General features: G+C 56.6%; 19 protein-coding genes. 4 read left to right on the top strand and 15 right to left on the bottom strand.

From position 1 onward, the window contains the following. Position 1: 1 nt before the first annotated feature. The 3 genes from AO726_RS12435 to AO726_RS12445 all read right to left on the bottom strand — a co-directional run bounded on the left by AO726_RS12435 (position 2) and on the right by AO726_RS12445 (position 2,646). Positions 2-913 carry a MerR family transcriptional regulator gene (locus AO726_RS12435; protein WP_058068387.1) on the bottom strand — a complete coding sequence of 304 codons (912 nt, stop codon included), beginning with the start codon at positions 911-913 and terminating at the stop codon, positions 2-4. Continuing rightward, the gene (locus tag AO726_RS12440; protein ID WP_058068388.1) at positions 910-1,869 is read right to left on the bottom strand and encodes a YbgA family protein; all 960 of its coding nucleotides are present in this window, start codon (positions 1,867-1,869) and stop codon (positions 910-912) included. The genes AO726_RS12435 and AO726_RS12440 overlap by 4 nt, the downstream gene beginning before the upstream one ends. Positions 1,870-2,181: 312 nt before the next feature. Next, on the bottom strand, positions 2,182-2,646 hold the full coding sequence (locus AO726_RS12445; protein WP_058068389.1) for a PAS domain-containing protein: 465 nt from the start codon (positions 2,644-2,646) through the stop codon (positions 2,182-2,184). A gap of 188 nt (positions 2,647-2,834) precedes the next feature. On the opposite strand from AO726_RS12445, the gene AO726_RS12450 reads away from it, so the two are divergent. Then, entirely contained in the window at positions 2,835-3,794 is a 960-nt protein-coding gene (locus AO726_RS12450; protein WP_058068390.1) for a MerR family transcriptional regulator, read from the top strand. Positions 3,795-3,845: 51 nt separating this feature from the next. Here the strand turns inward: AO726_RS12450 and AO726_RS12455 are convergent, their stop codons facing one another. The 9 genes from AO726_RS12455 to metG form a co-directional block, all read right to left on the bottom strand. Further along, positions 3,846-4,025, bottom strand: a complete 180-nt coding sequence (locus AO726_RS12455; protein WP_058068391.1) for a PA3496 family putative envelope integrity protein — start codon at positions 4,023-4,025, stop codon at positions 3,846-3,848. Positions 4,026-4,131: 106 nt separating this feature from the next. Beyond that, positions 4,132-4,770 (bottom strand): endonuclease III, encoded by a 639-nt coding sequence (gene nth, locus AO726_RS12460; RefSeq protein ID WP_058068392.1) that lies wholly within the window; start codon positions 4,768-4,770, stop codon positions 4,132-4,134. Continuing rightward, positions 4,767-5,477 carry an electron transport complex subunit E gene (locus AO726_RS12465; protein WP_058068393.1) on the bottom strand — a complete coding sequence of 237 codons (711 nt, stop codon included), beginning with the start codon at positions 5,475-5,477 and terminating at the stop codon, positions 4,767-4,769. Before AO726_RS12465 ends, nth begins: the two co-directional genes overlap by 4 nt. Beyond that, a complete protein-coding gene (gene rsxG / locus AO726_RS12470) occupies positions 5,470-6,111 on the bottom strand; it encodes an electron transport complex subunit RsxG (protein ID WP_058068394.1) in 642 nt (213 codons plus the stop codon). Before rsxG ends, AO726_RS12465 begins: the two co-directional genes overlap by 8 nt. 2 nt (positions 6,112-6,113) lie before the next feature. Then, a complete protein-coding gene (locus AO726_RS12475; protein ID WP_058068395.1) occupies positions 6,114-7,145 on the bottom strand; it encodes an RnfABCDGE type electron transport complex subunit D in 1,032 nt (343 codons plus the stop codon). Positions 7,146-7,173: 28 nt separating this feature from the next. After that, entirely contained in the window at positions 7,174-9,876 is a 2,703-nt protein-coding gene (rsxC, locus tag AO726_RS12480) for an electron transport complex subunit RsxC (protein ID WP_058068396.1), read from the bottom strand. Further along, positions 9,873-10,448: an electron transport complex subunit RsxB gene (rsxB, locus tag AO726_RS12485; RefSeq protein WP_058068397.1), complete on the bottom strand. Its 576-nt coding sequence runs from the start codon at positions 10,446-10,448 to the stop codon at positions 9,873-9,875. The genes rsxC and rsxB overlap by 4 nt, the downstream gene beginning before the upstream one ends. Then, a complete protein-coding gene (rsxA, locus tag AO726_RS12490; RefSeq protein WP_058068398.1) occupies positions 10,445-11,029 on the bottom strand; it encodes an electron transport complex subunit RsxA in 585 nt (194 codons plus the stop codon). The genes rsxB and rsxA overlap by 4 nt, the downstream gene beginning before the upstream one ends. A gap of 152 nt (positions 11,030-11,181) precedes the next feature. Beyond that, positions 11,182-13,218 carry a methionine--tRNA ligase gene (metG, locus tag AO726_RS12495; RefSeq protein WP_058068399.1) on the bottom strand — a complete coding sequence of 679 codons (2,037 nt, stop codon included), beginning with the start codon at positions 13,216-13,218 and terminating at the stop codon, positions 11,182-11,184. A gap of 196 nt (positions 13,219-13,414) precedes the next feature. On the opposite strand from metG, the gene apbC reads away from it, so the two are divergent. Beyond that, the gene (gene apbC / locus AO726_RS12500; RefSeq protein WP_058068400.1) at positions 13,415-14,503 is read left to right on the top strand and encodes an iron-sulfur cluster carrier protein ApbC; all 1,089 of its coding nucleotides are present in this window, start codon (positions 13,415-13,417) and stop codon (positions 14,501-14,503) included. A gap of 35 nt (positions 14,504-14,538) precedes the next feature. On the opposite strand, the gene AO726_RS12505 is transcribed toward apbC, so the two are convergent. Beyond that, entirely contained in the window at positions 14,539-14,988 is a 450-nt protein-coding gene (locus AO726_RS12505; protein WP_058068401.1) for a bacteriohemerythrin, read from the bottom strand. Between the two features lie 182 nt (positions 14,989-15,170). After that, the gene (locus tag AO726_RS12510) at positions 15,171-15,380 is read right to left on the bottom strand and encodes a cold-shock protein (RefSeq protein ID WP_004423761.1); all 210 of its coding nucleotides are present in this window, start codon (positions 15,378-15,380) and stop codon (positions 15,171-15,173) included. A 326-nt stretch (positions 15,381-15,706) separates the two neighbouring features. Here AO726_RS12510 and dcd point away from each other — a divergent pair, with 326 nt between their 5' ends. Then, positions 15,707-16,273, top strand: a complete 567-nt coding sequence (gene dcd / locus AO726_RS12515) for a dCTP deaminase (RefSeq protein WP_058068402.1) — start codon at positions 15,707-15,709, stop codon at positions 16,271-16,273. 60 nt (positions 16,274-16,333) lie between these two features. On the opposite strand, the gene nadE is transcribed toward dcd, so the two are convergent. Next, the gene (gene nadE / locus AO726_RS12520; protein WP_058068403.1) at positions 16,334-17,161 is read right to left on the bottom strand and encodes an ammonia-dependent NAD(+) synthetase; all 828 of its coding nucleotides are present in this window, start codon (positions 17,159-17,161) and stop codon (positions 16,334-16,336) included. Between the two features lie 585 nt (positions 17,162-17,746). On the opposite strand from nadE, the gene AO726_RS12525 reads away from it, so the two are divergent. Then, on the top strand, positions 17,747-20,044 hold the full coding sequence (locus AO726_RS12525; protein WP_241492104.1) for an autotransporter family protein: 2,298 nt from the start codon (positions 17,747-17,749) through the stop codon (positions 20,042-20,044). The last annotated feature ends 162 nt before the right edge of the window (positions 20,045-20,206 follow it).

A 20,206-nucleotide genomic window follows, 5' to 3' on the forward strand; every position in this document is an offset into this window, starting at 1 on the left:
CTTAACAACGCGCAATAAGGTTGAGGCGCTGAAGGCAGTGCAGGACGCTCAGCGGTGAGTCAGCGAGGTGCAGGTGCAGGCTTTCGCACAGCGCCCCGTGGTGGATGTTGGCGGCAAGGCCACAGAGCAGTTGAGGGCAGTCATGCTTGTTGGCGAGGAGGCGCAAATACTCCGGCGCTACGCGCTGATCGCTATGAAAGATCACAGCTCTCGGGGAGATCAGAGCAATGCTGCGGCTGATGTCTGCAGGCGCAATGGCTTGATCGAGTATCCGCACAGGACAGCCGCTGGTGCTTGCCAGCCAGGCGCACAGCCACAGCCCCGGCTGCATGTGTTGATCAGACAGACTCAGCAGCAGCAAAGGTGCGCCGCGATGCAGGCAGTTGCCGTGATACAGACGTGTTTCCAGTTTGCTGCGCAGCCAGGACAGGAAGAACACCTGCTCTACTCGGGCGCTGTTTAAAACACTCCAGCGTTGTTGCAACTCATCGAGCAGCGGCAGCAGCAGGTGGCGGCACATGGTTTCTGCCGGATAGAGCGCCAGCGTGCGGTTAAAACCATCGTCCAGACGCCGTTCGGCTAGTTGCCCGATGCAGTGCAGCCAGTGCTGCTTCTCTTCAGTCCAGATACTGTCATCTGTCAGCGTTGCTGCTTTTTCATGCAGTAACCCCCTGACTTGGCTGACTGCGACACCACGAGCCAGCCAGGAGAGGACTTCGCGAATCTGTTGTATGTGACTGTCGTCATACAGACGATGGCCCTTGCTGGTCCGGTGCGGGCGGATCAGACCATAGCGGCGCTCCCAGGCACGCAGCGTGACTGGATTGACACCTGTCAGGCGGGTAACTTCGCGGATTGGCAGGAAATCTCCGTTATCTTTCCCGCCCGCTACATAACGCTCATCCCTATTCATAGTGCGTTACGCAGACCGAGCGTTTCCGGATGCGGCTGAAGATAGGCCTGACGCGCGATGTAGGCATCCGGGTGGCGGCGAAAGTGATGTTTGAGCAATGTTAGCGGGGAAACCAACGGCACCACGCCTTTACGGTATTGCTGTATCAGCTCCTGCAGCTCCTGCTTGTCTTCGCTGCTGAGCACGTGCTTCAGATAGCCCGACAGGTGTTGCAGGACGTTGGTGTGCGTACCACGGTTGGCGGGCTGTTTGAGAGCTGCCATCAGCTGCGAGAAGTACTGCGCAGCCACAGTGCTCAGCGCAACGACACCGCACTGGGCGACCAACTGGCCGAGCTGTTTGTACTGTTTTCTGGCGGTAGCCATAAGCAGGTATTTGTAGCGCTCGTGGAAGCGGATCAGGCCATGACGACTCATCCCTGCTTTCACCAGCTTTTGCCATTCGGCGTATACGAATACGCGGGTGATGAAGTTTTCCCGCAGTACCGGATCATTCAGGCGTCCGTCTTCTTCGACCGGCAGATCCGGGCGCGCCTGCATCAGTGCTGCTGCAAATAGTCCACGCCCGACAGGGTCAGCAGGCTGACCGTTATCGCGGTAGACCTTGACCCGCTCCATCCCGCAGGAAGGGGATTTCTGCATAAGGATGTAGCCGCAGATATCGTCCAGCTCTTCTGCGGTTTGCTTACCCAGATTGGTCAGGGACTCGCTTACATCAAGTGATAGATCGACCGTGCCTACGGCCCGTGGGCCTTCGGGGTGGCTGACCAGCCGGATAGGCTGACGGGGTGTGCTCAGGCCAATAGCTTTTTCAGGGCAGATGGGCACGAAGTCGAAATAGCGTGAGAGGACGTCCCGACATAATTCAGATGCTTTATGTCCCCCGTTGTAGCGCACGGGCTGGCCTAGCAAGCAGGCGCTGATTCCAATCTTGATCGACCCGTTGTGAACGCTCATACGCACCTCTTTCTTGTACAGTATGAAAATGTTGTACAGGTTTATGAGGTTATGCGATTAATTGTACAAGTCAATATTCTTGTATAAATAAATGCAGATCCTGTACAGATTTTATAGGCGTGCACAAACACGCTTCCGTGGGGCGAGGTTTGACCAGTGTTGGATAGCCGCGGGGATGGAGCCTGCGTACGGGCTGCTATATCGGGCTCAGGAGCAACCTGATTGCTTGTGAGGCGGCGGGCATCTGGTTGCTGTCTCTGCTGAGAGCAACCAGATCAGGGAGGAACAGCGAACGGGGAGGTGGGCTTGGCTTTATTCGCTTGCGCCAGTGCTGCTTTGTAGTTTCGCCAGCTGAGCTTTCAGCGTTGCCACTTCAGTTTCCAGCTCACGAACTCGCTCCGTAGCCGCGACCGCGTCGCTGACATCCTTCTGAATGCCGATGAAGTAGGTCAGGCGGTCGGCTTCGTTGAAAACCGGGGTGATGGACAATTCATTCCAGAAGGCGCTGCCGTCCTGACGATAATTGCGGATGATCTGTCGACACGGCTTGTGCTCGCGAACCGCTTCGCGGATGACTTCAAGGGCAGGTTGGTCACGGTCGTTGCCCTGCAGAAAACGGCAGTCCTGATACAGAATGTCGTCTACTTTGTAGCCGGTTAGGCGCTGGAATGCCGGGTTGGCATAAATCAGGATGTTATCGTCGCCTTCCTGCTCGGCAACCACGATGCCATCGTTGGAGGCTTCAATTACAAGTTGCAGCAGCTTGGCGTTGATCATTGCTTCTTATCCTTCGTAGAACCGCGATCAGGTGAACGTTGCTCTGAATACTGCACCGGATTACGTCTTTAACCGGTGTGGGCGCAGAGTATATCCTGCGTTTTCATACAGATTGCACTGGTGTGACACGTCTGAGTCGTTGCCGCCTGTACAATGCCTGGCACTTATAAGTAGCGGTTAATTTTTCCATGACCGAAAGAGTAGAGACTCTGGTGAGCGTTGCTGAGCCTCCATTGAGTGACGACTTGCTTCCCATCCGCGAGGTTGTGCGCCAGACGGGCGTCAACCCGGTCACGCTGCGTGCCTGGGAACGTCGCTATGGGCTGATTCAGCCGTACCGGACTGAGGGTGGGCACCGTCTTTATACCCAGGAAGATATCGCCACCATTCGCGACATCATGACCTGGACCGAACGTGGCGTAACCGTTAGTAAGGTGGGTAGTCTGCTCGCCCGCAGAAAGGAAGAGGCCGCCGGATCCTCTGCATCCGCAGCAGAAGAATCATCATCGGACCAAAGCCAATCAGTGCAGTGGCAAGCCGGCATCCGTAAGGCGCTGCAAGGGTTTGATGAGGTTCGCCTTGAGCAACTTTACGGTCAGGTCTTTGCCACCTATCCCTTGCAGATGGCCTTCGAAGACATCCTGCTTCCTGTATGGCGAGAGGGGCTGGGCGATTCCGCTTTTGGTCAGCTAAGCCAATGGCTGTTCTACGATGCCTTCCTGCGCAGCAGAGTGATCCAGCGTTTGCAACTGCTCAGGCGTGATGACGCTGGAGAGGTATTGCTGGCTGCTTTGCCGGACCAGTGTCGTGAGCTGGAGTTGCTGGTCCACGGCTTGCTGTTGGGTGGCGACAGCTCTCATATCAGCATCCTGCCGGTTGGCCAGCCGCTTGAAGAGTTACCGGTGGTTTGCCAGGCCATTAAGCCGCGCGCGCTGATATTGCTGGCGACTGTTCCGCCCACCCAGGCGCAGTTGCGCCAGTTGTTCAAGCTGGCCATATCGGTTGATTGCCCACTGGCATTGGCGGGGGTTGGTGCAGAGCTGGCAGAAGAACAGCTCCAGGGCAGCCCGGTAGCCAGTCTTGGTGCTCACACACGACTAATGCGTGACCGCCTGCGGCAATTGATTGAGGGCCATCTGGACACCTGATGCCTCAGATAAACAAAAGCCCTGTCAGTTGGCAGGGCTTTTTTGTGCCGGTCAGATATCGAAATCGTATTCGGCAAGCTGTTTGTTGAGGCGGCGCTCTTCGAGGAAGTTGTCGATGATGCGGCGCTTGGTCAGGTTGGTTTTAGCAACCTCAATCGGGGCATCAGCCTCATCGGCGTCTTCTGAAACAAAGTCTTCGTCTAATTCGAGGTCTTCTTTATCCGTGGTCATCTGTCTCACTCCAGGCTGTCAGGCCATTTGCCGACCTTATAGCGACAAAACTGGAGTGGGTAAAAAAGATTTTTTCAATCAGGATGATTAAAAGACTTTGGATTAATCAATCATCCGATGTTTTCTGTTTGTATTCACAAAGATCTTCGATGATACAGCTGCCGCAACGGGGCTTGCGTGCCTGGCATACATAGCGTCCGTGAAGGATGAGCCAGTGGTGTGAATCCAGCAGAAACTCCTTAGGCACGAACTTCAGCAGCTTCTTTTCCACTTCAAGTACGTTCTTGCCGGGGGCAATGCCGGTACGGTTGCTGACGCGGAAGATATGGGTGTCCACTGCCATTGCCACTTGCCTGAACGCTGTGTTGAGCACCACGTTGGCGGTCTTGCGGCCGACGCCGGGCAGGGCTTCGAGTTCTTCCCGGGTTTGCGGGACTTCACCGCCGTGGCGCTCCAGCAGCAGGCGGCACGTTTCGATGACGTTCTTAGCCTTGCTGTTGTACAGGCCAATGGTCTTGATGTATTCGCTCAGGCCTTCAACGCCCAGGTCGTAAATCGCCTGTGGGGTGTTGGCCACCGGGAACAGTTTGGCCGTGGCCTTGTTGACGCTGACGTCGGTAGCCTGGGCAGAAAGGGTAACGGCAATCAGCAGCTCAAACGGATTGCTGTATTCCAGTTCGGTTTTCGGCTCAGGATTTTCGGCATGCAAGCGGCGGAAAATTTCCAGACGTTTGGCTGCGTTCACTCAATCACTCCGGTCACACGTACACGGCGGCTGGCAGCAGGTGTTTGTGGTTCTGCGGCCAGTTTGGCTTTAGCTTCGAGGTGCTCATCAATACGATTTTTCGCAGCGACCAGCAGGCCGAGTACCAAAAACGCGCCCGGCGGCAGAATCGCTAGCAGGAAGCCTTTGTAGTCCTCGACAAAGGTGATCTGCCAGTTAGCGGCAATTGGGCCGAACAGCAGCTGCATATTGGCAAACAGCGCGCCGGTGCCAAGCAACTCACGCACAGCACCGATCACAACCATTACCAGGCCAAAGCCAATCCCCATCATCAGGCCGTCAAAGCTGGCGTGGGTGACTTTATTTTTCGCGGCGAAGGCTTCTGCGCGGCCGAGGATGATGCAGTTGGTGGTGATCAGTGGGATAAAAATGCCCAGGATCTGGTAAAGCTCGTAGGTGAAAGCCTGCATCAACAGCTCGGTGCAGGTGGTCAACGCGGCGATGATCATCACAAACGCTGGCAGGCGCACAGCATCGGTCACCGCATTACGGATCAGCGACACGGCTGCGTTGGAACAGGCCAACACCAGTGCGGTGGCCAGCCCCATACCTAAGGCGTTGACAACTGAGTTACTGACACCCAGCAACGGGCACAGCCCGAGTAGTTGCACCAGCCCGGGGTTGTTCTTCCACAGACTGTTGCTGACGATTTCGCGGTAACTAGCCATTGTTCGGCTCCAGCGGCTTGAGCAGGGTTTCGCGGTTAGCGTCGAAGTACTGCAGGGCTTTGTGCACGGCTTTGACCACAGCACGCGGAGTGATGGTGGCACCGGCAAATTGATCGAATTCGCCACCGTCTTTCTTCACGGCCCAACCGGACTCATCCGGGCTGTTCAGGGATTTGCCGATAAAACTGTTGATCCACTTGTCCTTGGCCAGTTCGATTTTATCGCCCAGGCCCGGCGTTTCCTTGTGATTGATAACCCGTACGCCAGCCAGACGACCATCGGCAAAAATCCCGATCAGCAGGCTGATGCTGCCGCTGTAACCATCCGGCGCAGTGGCTTGTAGGATGATGGCAACCGGTTCGCCTTTGAGTGTGGCAAGGTAGGCTGGTGTGGCGGTCTTGTTGCCCAGCAGCGGGTCGCTGACGTTCTGTACGGCGTCGAGCAGGTGATTGTCGAAAGAACCGGCAGGCAGAATTTGCGCCAGTGCCTGCACCTTGGCTTCGCGCTGGGCAGTTTCAATGCGCCCGGCGGTGCCGACTTGGGTGATGGCGACGATGCCGACCGTGAGGACGGCAAAGGCACCGAGCACCAAGCTATTTTTCAGCATCGAACGGCTGATTTCAGGCACGGCCATGCTTAATCCCCCAGCTTGAAGCCGCGAGTCGGCTTACTGTGGCCGTAACTGCGCGGCCGGGTGTAGTAGTCGATGGTGGGGGCGCAGAGGTTCATCAGCAACACGGCGAACGCTACGCCGTCCGGGTAGCCGCCCCAGGCACGGATCACATAGACCAGAACACCAACGCCGATGCCGAAGATCAGGCGGCCGAGGTTGCTGGTTGCGCCACTGACCGGGTCAGTGACGATAAAGAACGCACCGAGCATGGTTGCGCCGGTAAACAGGTGAAACAGCGGCGAGCCGTGGGAATCCGAGCCGGAACCGTTCCAGAACAACAGGCTCATGACGACCAGTGCCGCCAGCATGCCGACCGGGGCGTGCCAGGTGAACAGGCGCTTGCGCAGCAGGTACAGGCCGCCTAGTAAGAAGGCCAAGTTGATGATTTCTACGGCGTTACCACCGAAATGACCGAACGCAGGGTTCTGTGCCCATAGCTCATCGACGGTCAGGCTCTTGTTGGTTTTCAGCACATCCAGTGCGGTAGCCTGCGCCCAGCCATCGGGCAGGGCTGCGATGCCGAGAATCTGTTGCAGGCCTTCGAGCATGCCGACGCTGTGCGGGGCGGGCCAACTGGTCATTTCTACCGGAAAGGAAACCAGCACCACGACGTAACCGAGCATGGCCGGGTTGAACGGGTTTTGCCCGAGACCGCCGAACAGTTGCTTGCCAAATACAACGGCAAAACCCGTGGCGACTAAGGTCAGCCACCAGGGCGAGTAGGGCGGCAGCGCCAGTGCCAGCAGTACCGCAGTGACGATGACGCTGTAGTCCTTGAGGAAGAACAGCACCGGGCGCTTGCGTAGGTGCAGGATGGCCGCCTCAAAGCCCAGCGCGAAGAGGCTGGCCAGCAGCAGGTTGATCAATGTGCCAATGCCGAACAGCCAGGTCAGGGCGATGATGGCGGGCACAGTGGCTAGCAGCACCTGCAGCATGACAAGCTGTGTTCGGTTTTTGCCCTTGGCGTGGGGCGATGTGATGCGGGGCAGGGCCATGGATGCTCCGGTTCTGACACAGGCCGCCTTAAAGGCCGCCTGTGTGCTCCTGTAGTTTGCGTTCGGCTTCGTTCAGACGCGCCTTGGCAGCTTCAACTGCCTCGACCGGGCTTGCGGCTTCGCGTTCGAGCCTGCGTAGATCGGCGCGGGCGAAGGCCACTTCGGTCTTCAGTGCGCGGGTGGCTTCGTCGATCGGTTTCTTGTCGGTACGCACCAGTTCGGGGGCTGGTTTGCCGGAGGCGTCTTCTGCCACATGCAGGGCTTTTTCAGCGTCTGCCAGCGCTTGCTGTAACGCTGCCAGCGTGTCTTCATCGGCACCGGCTTTTTCGGCCTTTTTCAGCTCGGCGCGGCGCATCGCCAGCTCGACCTTGGCTTTCTTCAGATTGCTTTCGCCTTCTGTGGGCTGAGGCTTCTCGGCTGCTGGAGCCTGGTTTTGCAAATCGGCCAGCCGTTTCTCCGCAGCCTCTAACTGGGTGCGTAGCTGTTGCAGTTCTGCTTGCTGCTCAGTGGTCGGTTCCTCGACTTTCTCCAGCTTGCGCAACTGAGCCTTGAGCATGGCAGCGTCGATCTTGGCCTTTTTCAACTCAGCATCGTCGGCGGCGGGTGCTACTTTGGCCGGTGCAGGTGCTTGAGTTTGCAGGCTGGCGAGCAACTTCTCAGCTGCTTCCAGCTGGCTGCGCAGTTGTTGCAGCTCAGCTTGTTGCTCGGCGCTAGGCTCTTCGACTTTCTCCAGCTTACGCAGCTGAGCTTTGAGCATGGCAGCGTCGATCTTGGCTTTTTTCAGCGCGGCATCGTCGGCAGCGGGTGCGGCTTTAGCCGGTGCAGGTGCTTGAGTTTGCAGGCTGGCGAGCAGCTTTTCAGCGGCCTCCAGCTGGCTGCGCAGCTGTTGCAGCTCGGCTTGTTGTTCGGCGTCAGGTTCTTCGACCTTTTCCAGCTTGCGTACTTGGGCGCGCAGCATAGCGGCGTCGATTTTGGCTTTTTTCAGCGCGGCATCATCCGCTGCTGGTGCGACGGCCGGTGCAGCAGGTGGATTGCTGGCCATTGCCGCATCCAGCGCTTGTTGCGCAGCGGCAGCGGCCTGACGCAGGGTTTCTACTTGGGCCTGCAACTCCGGTGTGTCGTGGGCGGCTAATTGCTTCTCGGCCTTTTTCAGGGCGACCTGAGCCATGCTGGCTTCGATCTTGAGTTTCTTCTGTTCTTCACTCTGGCCCGGTTTGGCAGGCGCGGCAGCGGTTTCAGGTGCTGTCGGGGCTTGCGCCTGAGCTGCTTTGGCAGCGGCGGCGCGGGCGGCACGGGCCTGGCGATCAGCTTCTTTCTGCTCCTCGGCGCGGCGCAGGCGTTCCTGACGCAGTTCGAAGCGCTGCTTGGAGTGTTCGGCCTTGAGCTGTTTCTGTTCCAGCTCGCGGATTTCAGCCTTGGCCACACGGTAGTACTGTACCAGCGGAATGCTAGACGGGCAGACGTAGGCGCAGGCGCCGCATTCAATGCAGTCGAACAGGTTGTGCGCCTTGAGCTGTTCGTGCTCCTGACCGATGGCAAAGAAGTGCAGTTGTTGCGGCAGCAGGCTGGCCGGGCAGGCTTCGGCGCACTCACCACAGCGGATGCAGGGCATCGCCGGAGGTGGTGGCGGCAGCTCTTCAGCGGTGCTGGCCAACAGGCAGTTGGTGGTTTTGATCACCGGCACGCTTGTGTCGGTCAGGGTAAAGCCCATCATTGGGCCGCCCATAATCAGACGGTTCAGTTTTTTCTCGTTCAGCCCGGCAAATTGCAGCAGTTTGCTCACCGGTGTGCCGAGCAGCACCTCGACGTTCATCGGACGCTCAAGCGCTTCGCCGGTCAGGGTGGTGATGCGTGAGATCAGCGGTTTGCCGTGGATCACCGCATCATGCACGGCCACGCACGTGCCGACGTTCTGGCAGAGCATGCCGATATCGGCAGGCAGGCCACCGGATGGCACTTCGACCCCGGTAAGAATTTGGATCAGCTGCTTCTCGCCGCCCGACGGGTATTTGGTCGGGAAAACTTTGACCACATAGCTGCGCTCGCCCATGGCTGCCCGGATGGCGCTGATGGCTTCGGGCTTATTGTCCTCAATGCCGATCAGCACCTGTTCCGGCTGAATCAGGTGCACAAGGATATCGACCCCGCACAGCAGCTCGGCGGCGCGCTCTCGCATCAGCACATCATCGGCGGTGATGTAGGGCTCGCACTCGGTACCGTTGATGATCAGGGTATGAATCTTCTGGGTTGGCCGGGCATTGAGCTTTACCGCTGTGGGGAAGCCCGCACCGCCCATGCCACTGATCCCGGCCTGGCGAATGCGCTCCAGCAGTTCAGCAGGCTCAAGGGCACGGTAATCCGGGCAGGGATTCAGTTCAGCCCATTCATCCAGGCCGTCAGCGTCGATAACAATCGCGCTGGTTAGCATGCCGGAGGCGTGAGGGTATGGCTGCGGGCCTATAAAGGACACCGTGCCGGAAGTTGGTGCGTGCAGTGGGGTGCTGACAAAACCGTTGGCGCGGGCAATCTGCTGGCCTTTGAGCACACGTTCGCCGACAGCCACAACGGGCTCGGCAGGCGCACCGATATGCTGGTTGAGCGGCAGTATCAGTTGCTTAGCCTGCGGCGCAGGCTGAATCGGTGTGCGGTTAGACAGCTCTTTGCGTTCTTCAGGGTGAATGCCGCCGGGAATATCCCAGATGCGTGCGTTCGGATTATTCATGGCGGTCATGCTGCCTGCTCCCGGTCGCTGGCGATCAGCTGCCCGGCGGGCAGGGGTTTATCCCATTTCCAGTTTTGTACGCTGGAGGGCACTTCCAGCATGTCGATGCAGTCCACCGGGCACGGTTCCACACACAGGTCGCAGCCTGTGCACTCACTGACGATTACGGTATGCATCTGTTTGGCTGCGCCGACGATGGCATCCACCGGGCAGGCCTGAATGCATTTGGTGCAGCCGATGCATTCCGCCTCGCGGATATAGGCGACCATTTGCGGCTTTTCGCCTTCAACCGCGTCCAGCGGCTCCGGCTCTACATCCAGCAAATCGGCCAGAGCCTGAATGGTCGCCTCGCCGCCAGGCGGGCACTTGTTGATCTTGTCGCCACCAGCAATCGCCTCGGCGTAAGGCTTGCAGCCGGGATAGCCGCACTGACCGCACTGGGTTTGTGGCAGCAGGGCGTTGATCTGTTCGGCAATCGGGTTGCCTTCCACTCGAAAGCGCACGGCGGCGAAGCCGAGAATGGCTCCGGCCACCAGGCACAGCGCAAGCAATGCGAGAACGGCGATGAGCACCACACTCATAGTTTGATCAACCCGGTAAAGCCCATAAAGGCCAGCGACATCAGCCCGGCGGTGATCATGCCGATGGCTGCGCCTTGGAACGGTTTGGGCACATCCGCGATGGCAATGCGTTCACGCATAGCGGCAAACAGCACCAGAACCAGCGAGAAGCCGAGTCCAGCAGCAAAGCCGTTGGCTGTCGCCGTGATAAAGGTGAACTCGGCCTTGTTGGCGTTAAGCAGGGCCACGCCAAGCACAATGCAGTTGGTGGTGATCAGCGGCAGGAAGATCCCCAGCACGCGATAGAGTAGGGGGCTGGTTTTGTTCACCACCATTTCGGTGAACTGCACCACCACGGCGATTACCAGAATGAAGCTGATGGTGCGCAGGTATTCGATGTCCAGCGGCTGCAGGATGTACTTCTGCACCAGATAGCTGCACATGGCGGCCAGGGTCAGCACAAAGGTAGTAGCCAGTGAGAGGCCGATGGCAGTTTCGATTTTTTTCGAAACACCCATGAACGGGCACAGGCCAAGGAACTGGACCAACACAAAGTTGTTGACCAGGATGGCGCTGACCATGATTAAGGCGAGTTCGGTCATTGCGGGTTCCGCGCTGGGGTGGCAAAGGCCGTAGAAAAAGGGGGCTTATTATCGGTAAGCCAACAGTTCCAGACAAGCGGCAGGAAGCCGCTTGTCTGGGCTGTTAGTAAGGCTAGCGCAACCGGAGCAGGCCGGCTGCGCTGATAAGGCGTTTACTTAACGCGCTGACCTGGTTTAGCGCCGCTGTCCGGGCTTAGCAGGTAGATTTCTTCGCCGCCTGGGCCTGCTGCCAGCACCATGCCTTCGGAGACGCCGAACTTCATTTTGCGCGCGGCCAGGTTGGCGACGTACAGAGTCAGGCGGCCTTCCAGCTTGCTTGGATCCGGGTAGGCGCTCTTGATGCCGCTGAAGACGTTGCGTTTCTCGTCGCCGATGTCGAGTGTCAGGCGCAGCAGTTTGTCTGCACCTTCTACGAATTCGCACTTCTCGATCAGGGCAATACGCAGATCAACCGCTGCAAAGGTGTCGAAGGTGATCTCGGCCGCCAGCGGGTCTTTGACCAGTTCGCCGTTGCCTTGCGGTTTCGGCGCTTCAGCGGCGAGGTCTTCTTTGCTGGCTTCAACCATGGCTTCTACCTTGGCGGGTTCAATACGGGTCATCAGCGGGGTAAAGGCGTTCAGCTGGTGGTTGTACAGGCCCTTGTCGAGGTCAGCCCAGGTCAGCGGTGCGACGTTGAGGAACTCCTCGGCGGCTTTGCTCAGTACTGGCAGAACCGGCTTGAGCATAATCACCAGCTGGCGGAACAGGTTGATGCCTGCGGTGCAGATTTCCTGCACTTCGGCCTGCTTGCCTTCAACCTTGTTCAGTGCCCACGGGGCTTTGTCGGCGATCCAGGCGTTGGCCTGGTCAGCCAAGGCCATGATTTCACGCATGGCGCGGGCGAAATCACGCTTCTCGTAGGCATCAGCGATGCTTGGAGTCGCTTCGCTGAAGGCTTTGGTCAGTTCCGGCGCAGCATCTGTCGCAGCAGTCACGCCGCTATTACCTTTATGAATGAAACCGGCGCAGCGGCTGGCGATGTTGACGACTTTGCCGACCAGATCAGAGTTGACCTTCTGTACGAAGTCTTCGAGGTTCAGGTCCAAGTCATCCACACCACGGCCCAGCTTGCTGGCGTAGTAGTAACGCAGGTATTCCGGGTTCAGATGATCCAGATAGGTGCGGGCCTTGATAAAGGTGCCGCGGGATTTGGACATCTTCTGGCCGTTGACGGTCAGGTAGCCGTGCACGTTCAGTGCGGTTGGCTTGCGGTAGCCTGCGCCTTCGAGCATGGCGGGCCAGAACAGAGCGTGGAAGTTGACGATGTCTTTGCCGATAAAGTGGTACAGCTCGGCGCTGGAGTCTTTCTTCCAGTACTCGTCGAAGTCCAGCTCAGGACGACGGGCGCAGAGGTTCTTGAAGCTGGCCATGTAGCCAACTGGCGCATCCAGCCAAACGTAGAAATATTTGCCCGGCTCGTCCGGGATTTCAAAGCCGAAGTACGGCGCATCGCGGGAGATGTCCCACTCTTGCAGGCCGCTGTCCAGCCATTCGGCAATCTTGTTGGCGACGGCGTCTTGCAGGGCACCGCTGCGGGTCCATTGCTTCAGCATGGCCTCAAAGTCAGGCAGCTTGAAGAAGAAGTGCTTGGAGTCGCGCAGCTCAGGCACAGCGCCGGAAATGGCTGAACGTGGGTTTTTCAGCTCGGTCGGCTCGTAAGTGGCGCCGCATTTTTCGCAGTTGTCGCCGTACTGATCTTCCGCCGCACATTTCGGGCAGGTGCCTTTGATGAAACGGTCAGCCAGGAACATGCCTTTTTCAGGGTCAAAGTACTGGGTGACGGAACGGGTAGCGATATGGCCATTGTCGCGCAGGGCCAGGTAGATCGCCGTGGAAAGCTCGCGGTTTTCTTCGCAGTGGGTGGAGTGGAAGTTGTCAAAATCCACCAAGAAGTCAGCGAAGTCGGCGCTGTGTTCAGCCTGTACGTTGGCAATCAGTTGCTCTGGGGTGATGCCTTCTTTTTCGGCGCGCAGCATGATCGCGGAGCCGTGGGCGTCGTCGGCACAGACGTAAGTGCAGGTGTTGCCGCGCAGTTTCTGGAAGCGCACCCACATATCGGTTTGCACATACTCCAGCATATGGCCGAGGTGAATCGAACCGTTGGCATAGGGCAGGGCGCTGGTAACAAGAATTTTGCGGGCTTCAGTCATGGGAATCGGCTGCACTGGTAACTCAGGAAGCCGCTAACTATATAGGTGCGGCGGATTTTTTTCACCTTTCGGCAGATGAAGCCTATAGGACTGATGGTTCGATTCTGTTCATCTGCGAGCGTATGCCGCATGCGCTTGTCTAGCCTGCTGTGAGGTACTATATCCGCCTGATTTGCTCAGCCTTTCGGAGTTATCCATGAGTGTTGTTACCCGCGCTGCCATCGAAGCCGCATTGTCCCAGTACACCGATCCCCATTTGAATCAGAACCCGGTCAGCGCCGGTTGTCTGCGCGAAGTCGAGATTCAGGGAGCGGCGGTTAAGGTTCGCTTGGTTTTGGGGTATGCCGCCGGCCTGTTTAAAAACGGCTGGGCGCAAATGCTGCAAATGGCTCTGGAAAATCTGGAAGGCGTCGAGCGGGCTGAGGTGCAGGTCGACTGCGAGATTGAGTCGCACAAAGCGCAGGATCAGGTTCCTGCGCTGACCAACGTGAAAAATGTGATTGCAGTGGCGTCCGGTAAAGGTGGTGTAGGTAAATCCACCACTGCAGCCAATCTGGCATTGGCACTGGCCCGCGAAGGAGCACGGGTTGGTATTTTGGATGCGGACATCTATGGCCCGAGCCAAGGCATTATGTTTGGCATCCCGGAAGGCACCCGGCCACAGGTGAAAGATCAGAAGTGGTTTGTGCCGATCAAAGCCCACGGTGTTGAGGTCATGTCTATGGCCTTCCTGACCGATGACAACACTCCAGTGGTCTGGCGTGGGCCGATGGTTTCGGGGGCGCTGATCCAGCTGATCACCCAGACTGCCTGGGACAATCTGGATTATTTAGTGGTTGATATGCCGCCGGGAACAGGCGACATCCAGCTGACATTGGCTCAGAAGGTGCCAGTGTCCGGTGCGGTAATTGTTACCACGCCTCAAGATCTGGCTCTGCTGGATGCGAAAAAAGGCGTGGAGATGTTCCGTAAGGTGAACATTCCGGTGTTGGGCGTGGTGGAAAACATGGCCGTGCACATCTGCTCCAACTGCGGTCATGCTGAGCACCTGTTCGGTGAAGGGGGCGGCCAGAAGCTGGCTTCGCAGTTCGGTGTTGACCTGCTGGCCTCGTTGCCGCTGTCTATGGCGATCCGCCTGCAGTCCGATGGCGGCAAACCGACAACCATTGCCGATCCGGAAAGCCAGATCGCCATGATCTATCAAGAAACCGCGCGCACGGTAGGGGCGCGAATCGCCCAAGCCGGGGCGGTAGGTATGCCGAGCTTATCAGTGAGTGACGACTGAGTGGCTTGCCCGGCAGCGCGTGTGTTGCCGGGCGTTTACTTGAAAAACTTACCGAGCATGCGTGAGACGAGTCCTTTATCCAGACTCTTCTTCACGTAGGGAGTGTAGTGTTGGTCTTCATGTTTGATGTGGTTAATCAACCAGAGGCCAATGTCGGTTCGCATCTCCCGCGCAATTTTCAAGGGTTCTGCACCGTTGTCGATCCGTTCCAAATAGCCGTGCGCCCGCTTTTTGAAGGCCTCGTGCACTCTGTGGTGAGCCTCAAACATCGGATAGTCTGCCTTTTCCATCAGCGATTCCTCAAAAGAGTTATGAGAGACCGCGTAGTCAATCAACCCCCGGCATAGCTGCTCGACAGAGGCAATGTCCTGCGCTGTGATGCATTGCTCAATGTCTTGGAAGTAAGTGAATAGACGCTGATGCTGGCTGTCGATGATATCGATACCGGTAGCAAACTCGTCGGACCAAACAATACTAATCCCCATGGTCTAGCCTCTGCTTTTTTTATGGTTATGCGTAGATTGGCTATGGCACTGACGGCCATTCGAAGGTTAGGGTAATTGTCGGACAATCTGCTTTTGTTGATCTGGGTCAGTATCTGGTGAGCGGAATTGCGGGCAGAAAAAAACCCGCCGAAGCGGGTTTTTTTCAAGCGGATAAGCTCAGATTAAACAACCTGAACTTCTTCTGCTTGCATGCCTTTCTGGCCGCGGGTAGCGACGAAAGTCACTTGCTGGCCTTCTTTCAGGCTCTTGAAGCCATCGCTCTGGATAGCTTTGAAGTGAACGAAGAGGTCGTCACCGGATTGCGGAGTGATGAAGCCGTAGCCTTTCTCATCGTTGAACCACTTAACGGTGCCAGTTTGACGATTGGACATGTGAATGTCTCCTAATAAAAAGTAAATACAGCCCTGGAAAAGCCCAGGCCGGGACTGAGTGCAACGAGTACTAGGAGTCGGACGATGTTTGATCGAAATCTAGGCATCAAGCAGCGATTCGTGGTGACACATGCAGCACAGTTCAACCACCATACTCGTTTTTATGGTTAAGCGCGAATGATCTGTGCATCTTTCTGATAATTACCATTTGTTAGGTTGCGTGCTATCTCAGCCTTCGATAGGGCAACAGACCTTTGAACAGGAGGGCTAGCCCCGGTAAGATGCCCGCACTTTTCATCTTCGCCTTTGTTAGTAGGACACATGCCATGAGCATCAAATCGGATAAGTGGATTCGCCGTATGGCTCTTGAGCACGGCATGATCGAGCCCTTTGTAGAGCGTCAGGTGCGCACTGAGGGTAATGAGCGACTGATTTCCTACGGTGTTTCCAGCTACGGCTACGACGTACGCTGCGCCGATGAATTCAAGGTGTTCACCAACATCAATTCGGCCACGGTCGATCCGAAGAACTTTGACGAGAAGAGCTTTGTCGACGTTAAAAGTGATGTCTGCATCATTCCGCCGAACTCTTTTGCTCTGGCTCGCACCGTTGAGTTCTTCCGTATTCCCCGTGATGTGCTGACCATTTGCCTGGGCAAGAGCACGTACGCGCGTTGCGGCATCATCGTTAACGTCACCCCGCTTGAGCCTGAGTGGGAAGGTCATGTGACGCTGGAGTTCTCCAACACCACCACGTTGCCGGCGAAAATTTACGCCAACGAGGGGGTGGCGCAGATGCTGTTCCTGCAGTCCGACGAAGCCTGTGAAGTGTCGTACAAGGACCGTGGCGGCAAGTATCAGGGCCAGCTGGGTGTAACCCTGCCGCGCGCCTGATCAGCGCTGATACGAAAAAGCCGGGTATAACCCGGCTTTTTGTTGTCTCGGATTCAGCAATTACGGCGCAAATGGCATCTCGCGCTTGTGTTGGCTGTTGTCGTAGGTGCGCACGATGATGGCATAAGCTTCGTCGCTGACCGGTTTGCCATGCAGGAAGGCATCGATCTGTTCGTAGCTGACTCCGTGGGCCTCTTCATCCGGCTTGCCGGGGCGCAGCTCTTCAAGATCAGCAGTTGGCACTTTGAACACCAGTTCGTCAGGCGCTCCGAGGTGCTTGGCAATGGCGCGAACCTGATGCTTAACCAGACCTGATAAGGGCGCAAGGTCGCAAGCGCCGTCGCCAAACTTGGTGAAAAAACCCATCACCGCTTCGGCCGCGTGATCCGTACCGATCACCAGACCGTTGTGAGCGTTGGCAATGGTGAATTGCGCCACCATGCGGATGCGTGCCTTCACGTTGCCCAATACAAAGTCGCGGCGGCCTGCCGGCAGTCCTTCCAGATCGGAGACTTGTTTGGCCAGTCCAAGCACACTGTCGGCAATGTTGACGGTGCGCTCTTCGTCTGCACGAATAAATTGCAGTGATGCCTGGGCATCATGTTCATCGTGCTGCACGCCATGGGGCAGGCGCACAGCAATAAAGCGGTAAGCGTTATCGCCGGTTTCGGCGCGCAGCTCCTCAACACAGATTTGAGCCAGACGCCCAGCTGTCAGGGAGTCGACTCCACCGCTGATACCGAGTACCAGCACCTTAAGGCCTGCATTCTTAAGGCAGTTTTTGATGAAGGTCTTGCGCAGTTCGATTTGTGCAATCAGTGCAGCTTGATCGGCGAAAGGCGGCACCACGTTCAGTGCTGCGGCTATTTCGGCTTGGCGGTTGCTCATTACAAAGTCCTCGGAAAACAGAACACCTGAACGCAGCGTGCGATTGCGAGCGCTCAGGACAGCATTTGGCAGGCGGCTTACAGCTTACGTCGAATGGAGGCGTTATGCACCTTGAGGCGCGTGTTGGAAATTGGTGATTTGACAGGGGCGCTGCTCGGAGTCTATGCATAGATCGTCATACTAAAATTACCAGTCAATAAGCACTGTTAAATATATTTTATTGAAATAAAAGGTTGGCTGTTCCTGTCTTTTATATGCTGTTTTTTACCGCTCGGCGCAAGCTTGGGATGCTGCCTTGAATCCCCCCTGATCGTGGACTAGATGTCTCTTAGCTGTATACATAAGGGACGGCAGAGCATGGACTCAATAATTAAATATGGAAAAAAACAACTTGGGCATTTGGGGGTGTTGTCGATATTTACCTTTGCTGCTCAAGAAAGTATTGCTGCTTGCAATTTGATACCTGCTGCCGGGGATAACAGTTATGTATGTGATAGCGGGACTTTTTCAGGCGATTTAACTGACACCGGCGGAAATAACACATTGATATTTCCCCAGTCCGGCTCGGGTGTTATTGATGGCAGCGTGAATTTCGGGGCAGGCGTTGACACCATTGAGATGCACTCGGGGAGCATTCTCGGTGAGGTCTATCAAGGTGATTCGCCTGATCGTTTCATTATTAGTGGCGGTACTGTTACTGGAGGTGTGCATCAGGGTAATGGCATTGATGATTTTGTCATGAGTGGCGGGACCATTAACTCCCTAAGTCAGGGCGATAATCACGATACATTTCTAATGACGGGCGGCACTATTACCGGGGTATTTGAAGACGGTGATACAGCTCGCATGACGGGAGGAACCATCGGTCGGGTTGATATGAAGCTGGATAACAACCTGTTTGATATGTCCGGCGGTGAAATTATTGGCAATCTGGTTACGGGGTTCGGCCACGACACCATTATTATTTCCAACGGCCGCGTAGGGGGAAATATAAGTGTAAGTGGCGGTGATGATTCAATCACCATCAGTGGCGGTGTTGTCGATGGGGAGATTCGCGCCAGTGCCGGCAATGACAGCTTTACCTGGAGTGGTGGTGAAATAAAGTCAGCTATTTTAATGGGGGAAGGGGATGACACAGCCTTATTAAGTGGCCTCAATGAATCGCTGCTTTCAGCGGTGCCAAATTTGGATGGTGGTCTCGGCACAGACAGGTTGACCTTTAACACAACCACCTCAGCTAACTCCGGCCGCTATACCCACTGGGAGTCGATTGAACTTAACAACGGCTCAAACCTACAGCTCAATGGAACGTTGAGTTTGGGCGATGCGGGAACTGGCAGCGGCAGCCTTTCAGTGAGCACAGATAGCTCAGTGCTGGTTGATCAGGGCAGTGTCATGCCTTTTGATGGCGCTCAGCTGGCGACCGTCAACAATGCCGGCACGATTGATCTGGCCCACACCGCGAACGCCAGCAACAGGCTGTCGATATTCGGCAACTATATCGGCAGTGGTGGCTTGATCAGGCTCAACAGCGTGCTCGGTGACGACAATTCTGCAAGCGACCGCTTGGTTATTTCCAATGGCACTGCTTCAGGGCAGACCACTCTTGAAGTCACCAATCTCGGCGGGCAGGGCGGAGCAACGGTGGCGGATGGTATCCAGGTGGTTGAGGCCATCAACAATGGCAGTACCACAGCCGATGCGTTCTCCCTGAAAGGGGCTGTTTCTGCCGGTGCCTATGACTATTACCTGTTCAAAGGCGGGGTGAGTGCTGGGACCGCAGAAAACTGGTATTTGCGCTCAACCGTGGTGGCTGCGCCTGAGCCGCCGCTGACCGAGCCGGGATCTCCAGCGCCACCTGTTGTGCCGCAACCGGCTCCAGGCACGCCTTCATTACCGGTGCCTCAGCCGGGTGAAGCGCCGATTCCAATTTATCGCCAGGAAGTACCGGTGTATTCCGTGGTGATTCCGGCAGCGCAAGTGCTGGCATTGGAAACAGTCGGGACATTCCATGAACGGCAAGGCGAGCAAAGTCTGCTGATTGAAAAGGGTGTGCTGGCTGCGGGCTGGGGGCGTGCTTACACCTCAGATTTGCGCCAGAGCTGGAGTGGCTCTGCTGCGCCGAGCTTTGATGGCAGTAACAAGGGCTACCAGGTCGGGCATGATCTGTATTCAGCCGAGCACGAAGATGGCTGGCGTCAGCGCTACGGCTTCTTCCTCGGGCAAAGCCGTCTCGATGGTGACATCAAGGGCTTTAGCGGGGGCTTTATGGATCGCAAGTCCGGCAAGGCCAAGGTAGAAGGAGACAGCTTCGGTGCGTATGCCACGTTCATTACCGCCGAAGAGGCGTATCTCGATTTGGTAGTGATGACCACTCGGGTGGACGGCCATGCTCGTTCAGATCGCGGTGTACGGCTGGATACCGAAGGGGATGTGCTGACGCTTTCGGCTGAGGCGGGCTACCCACTGAAAGTTTCTGAGCATTGGGTGCTTGAACCGCAGATCCAGATCATCAACCAGCGCGTCGATCTCGATAGCCAGCATGACGGAATCTCCAGCGTGGGCTTTGATTCAGACGACTATTGGATTGGACGTGCCGGTGTGCGTGCCCGTGGCCGTTACCTGCAGGGCGACATGCTGACTGAACCGTATATCCGAGCCAACCTCTGGCACACCTTCGAGGGGCAGGATACGGTGACCTACGACGCGGTCGACCGCCTGCAAACCGAGCACAAGTCCACCTCAGCCGCCCTTGAGTTAGGGGTGGTGGCCCACTTGTCCAGCAGCGTGAGTGTGCATCTGGCTGTGGACTACAACGCCAATCTGGATAGTAACGATCTGGAAGGCTTTGGCGGCAATTTGGGGGTTCGGTTCAGTTGGTAGTCCGCGTCACTCAAGCTGGTCTCGCAGGGAGACCAGCCTGGCTTTTGATCAAATTTGCGTCATATGTTTATGCTTAATTGATATTTAAATTTATTTTTTTATATCTGTAGATTGACTCCATGCGTACCTGCCGACCAATCGGCGCGCCGCACTTGATACAGG

The organism is Pseudomonas sp. TTU2014-080ASC, assembly GCF_001446935.1.
In the GTDB taxonomy this organism is placed as follows: domain Bacteria; phylum Pseudomonadota; class Gammaproteobacteria; order Pseudomonadales; family Pseudomonadaceae; genus Aquipseudomonas.

Bases quoted from the DNA above. Each gene is read 5' to 3' on its own strand.
- rsxG (WP_058068394.1), bottom strand. From the start codon at position 6,111: ATGGCCGTGCCTGAAATCAGCCGTTCGATGCTGAAAAATAGCTTGGTG.
- rsxA (WP_058068398.1), bottom strand. From the start codon at position 11,029: ATGACCGAACTCGCCTTAATCATGGTCAGCGCCATCCTGGTCAACAAC.
- AO726_RS12465 (WP_058068393.1), bottom strand. From the start codon at position 5,477: ATGGCTAGTTACCGCGAAATCGTCAGCAACAGTCTGTGGAAGAACAAC.
- metG (WP_058068399.1), bottom strand. From the start codon at position 13,218: ATGACTGAAGCCCGCAAAATTCTTGTTACCAGCGCCCTGCCCTATGCC.
- AO726_RS12510 (WP_004423761.1), bottom strand. From the start codon at position 15,380: ATGTCCAATCGTCAAACTGGCACCGTTAAGTGGTTCAACGATGAGAAA.
- rsxC (WP_058068396.1), bottom strand. From the start codon at position 9,876: ATGACCGCCATGAATAATCCGAACGCACGCATCTGGGATATTCCCGGC.
- dcd (WP_058068402.1), top strand. From the start codon at position 15,707: ATGAGCATCAAATCGGATAAGTGGATTCGCCGTATGGCTCTTGAGCAC.
- AO726_RS12445 (WP_058068389.1), bottom strand. From the start codon at position 2,646: ATGATCAACGCCAAGCTGCTGCAACTTGTAATTGAAGCCTCCAACGAT.
- apbC (WP_058068400.1), top strand. From the start codon at position 13,415: ATGAGTGTTGTTACCCGCGCTGCCATCGAAGCCGCATTGTCCCAGTAC.
- AO726_RS12505 (WP_058068401.1), bottom strand. From the start codon at position 14,988: ATGGGGATTAGTATTGTTTGGTCCGACGAGTTTGCTACCGGTATCGAT.
- AO726_RS12435 (WP_058068387.1), bottom strand. From the start codon at position 913: ATGAATAGGGATGAGCGTTATGTAGCGGGCGGGAAAGATAACGGAGAT.
- AO726_RS12450 (WP_058068390.1), top strand. From the start codon at position 2,835: ATGACCGAAAGAGTAGAGACTCTGGTGAGCGTTGCTGAGCCTCCATTG.
- AO726_RS12455 (WP_058068391.1), bottom strand. From the start codon at position 4,025: ATGACCACGGATAAAGAAGACCTCGAATTAGACGAAGACTTTGTTTCA.
- rsxB (WP_058068397.1), bottom strand. From the start codon at position 10,448: ATGAGTGTGGTGCTCATCGCCGTTCTCGCATTGCTTGCGCTGTGCCTG.
- AO726_RS12440 (WP_058068388.1), bottom strand. From the start codon at position 1,869: ATGAGCGTTCACAACGGGTCGATCAAGATTGGAATCAGCGCCTGCTTG.
- AO726_RS12475 (WP_058068395.1), bottom strand. From the start codon at position 7,145: ATGGCCCTGCCCCGCATCACATCGCCCCACGCCAAGGGCAAAAACCGA.
- nadE (WP_058068403.1), bottom strand. From the start codon at position 17,161: ATGAGCAACCGCCAAGCCGAAATAGCCGCAGCACTGAACGTGGTGCCG.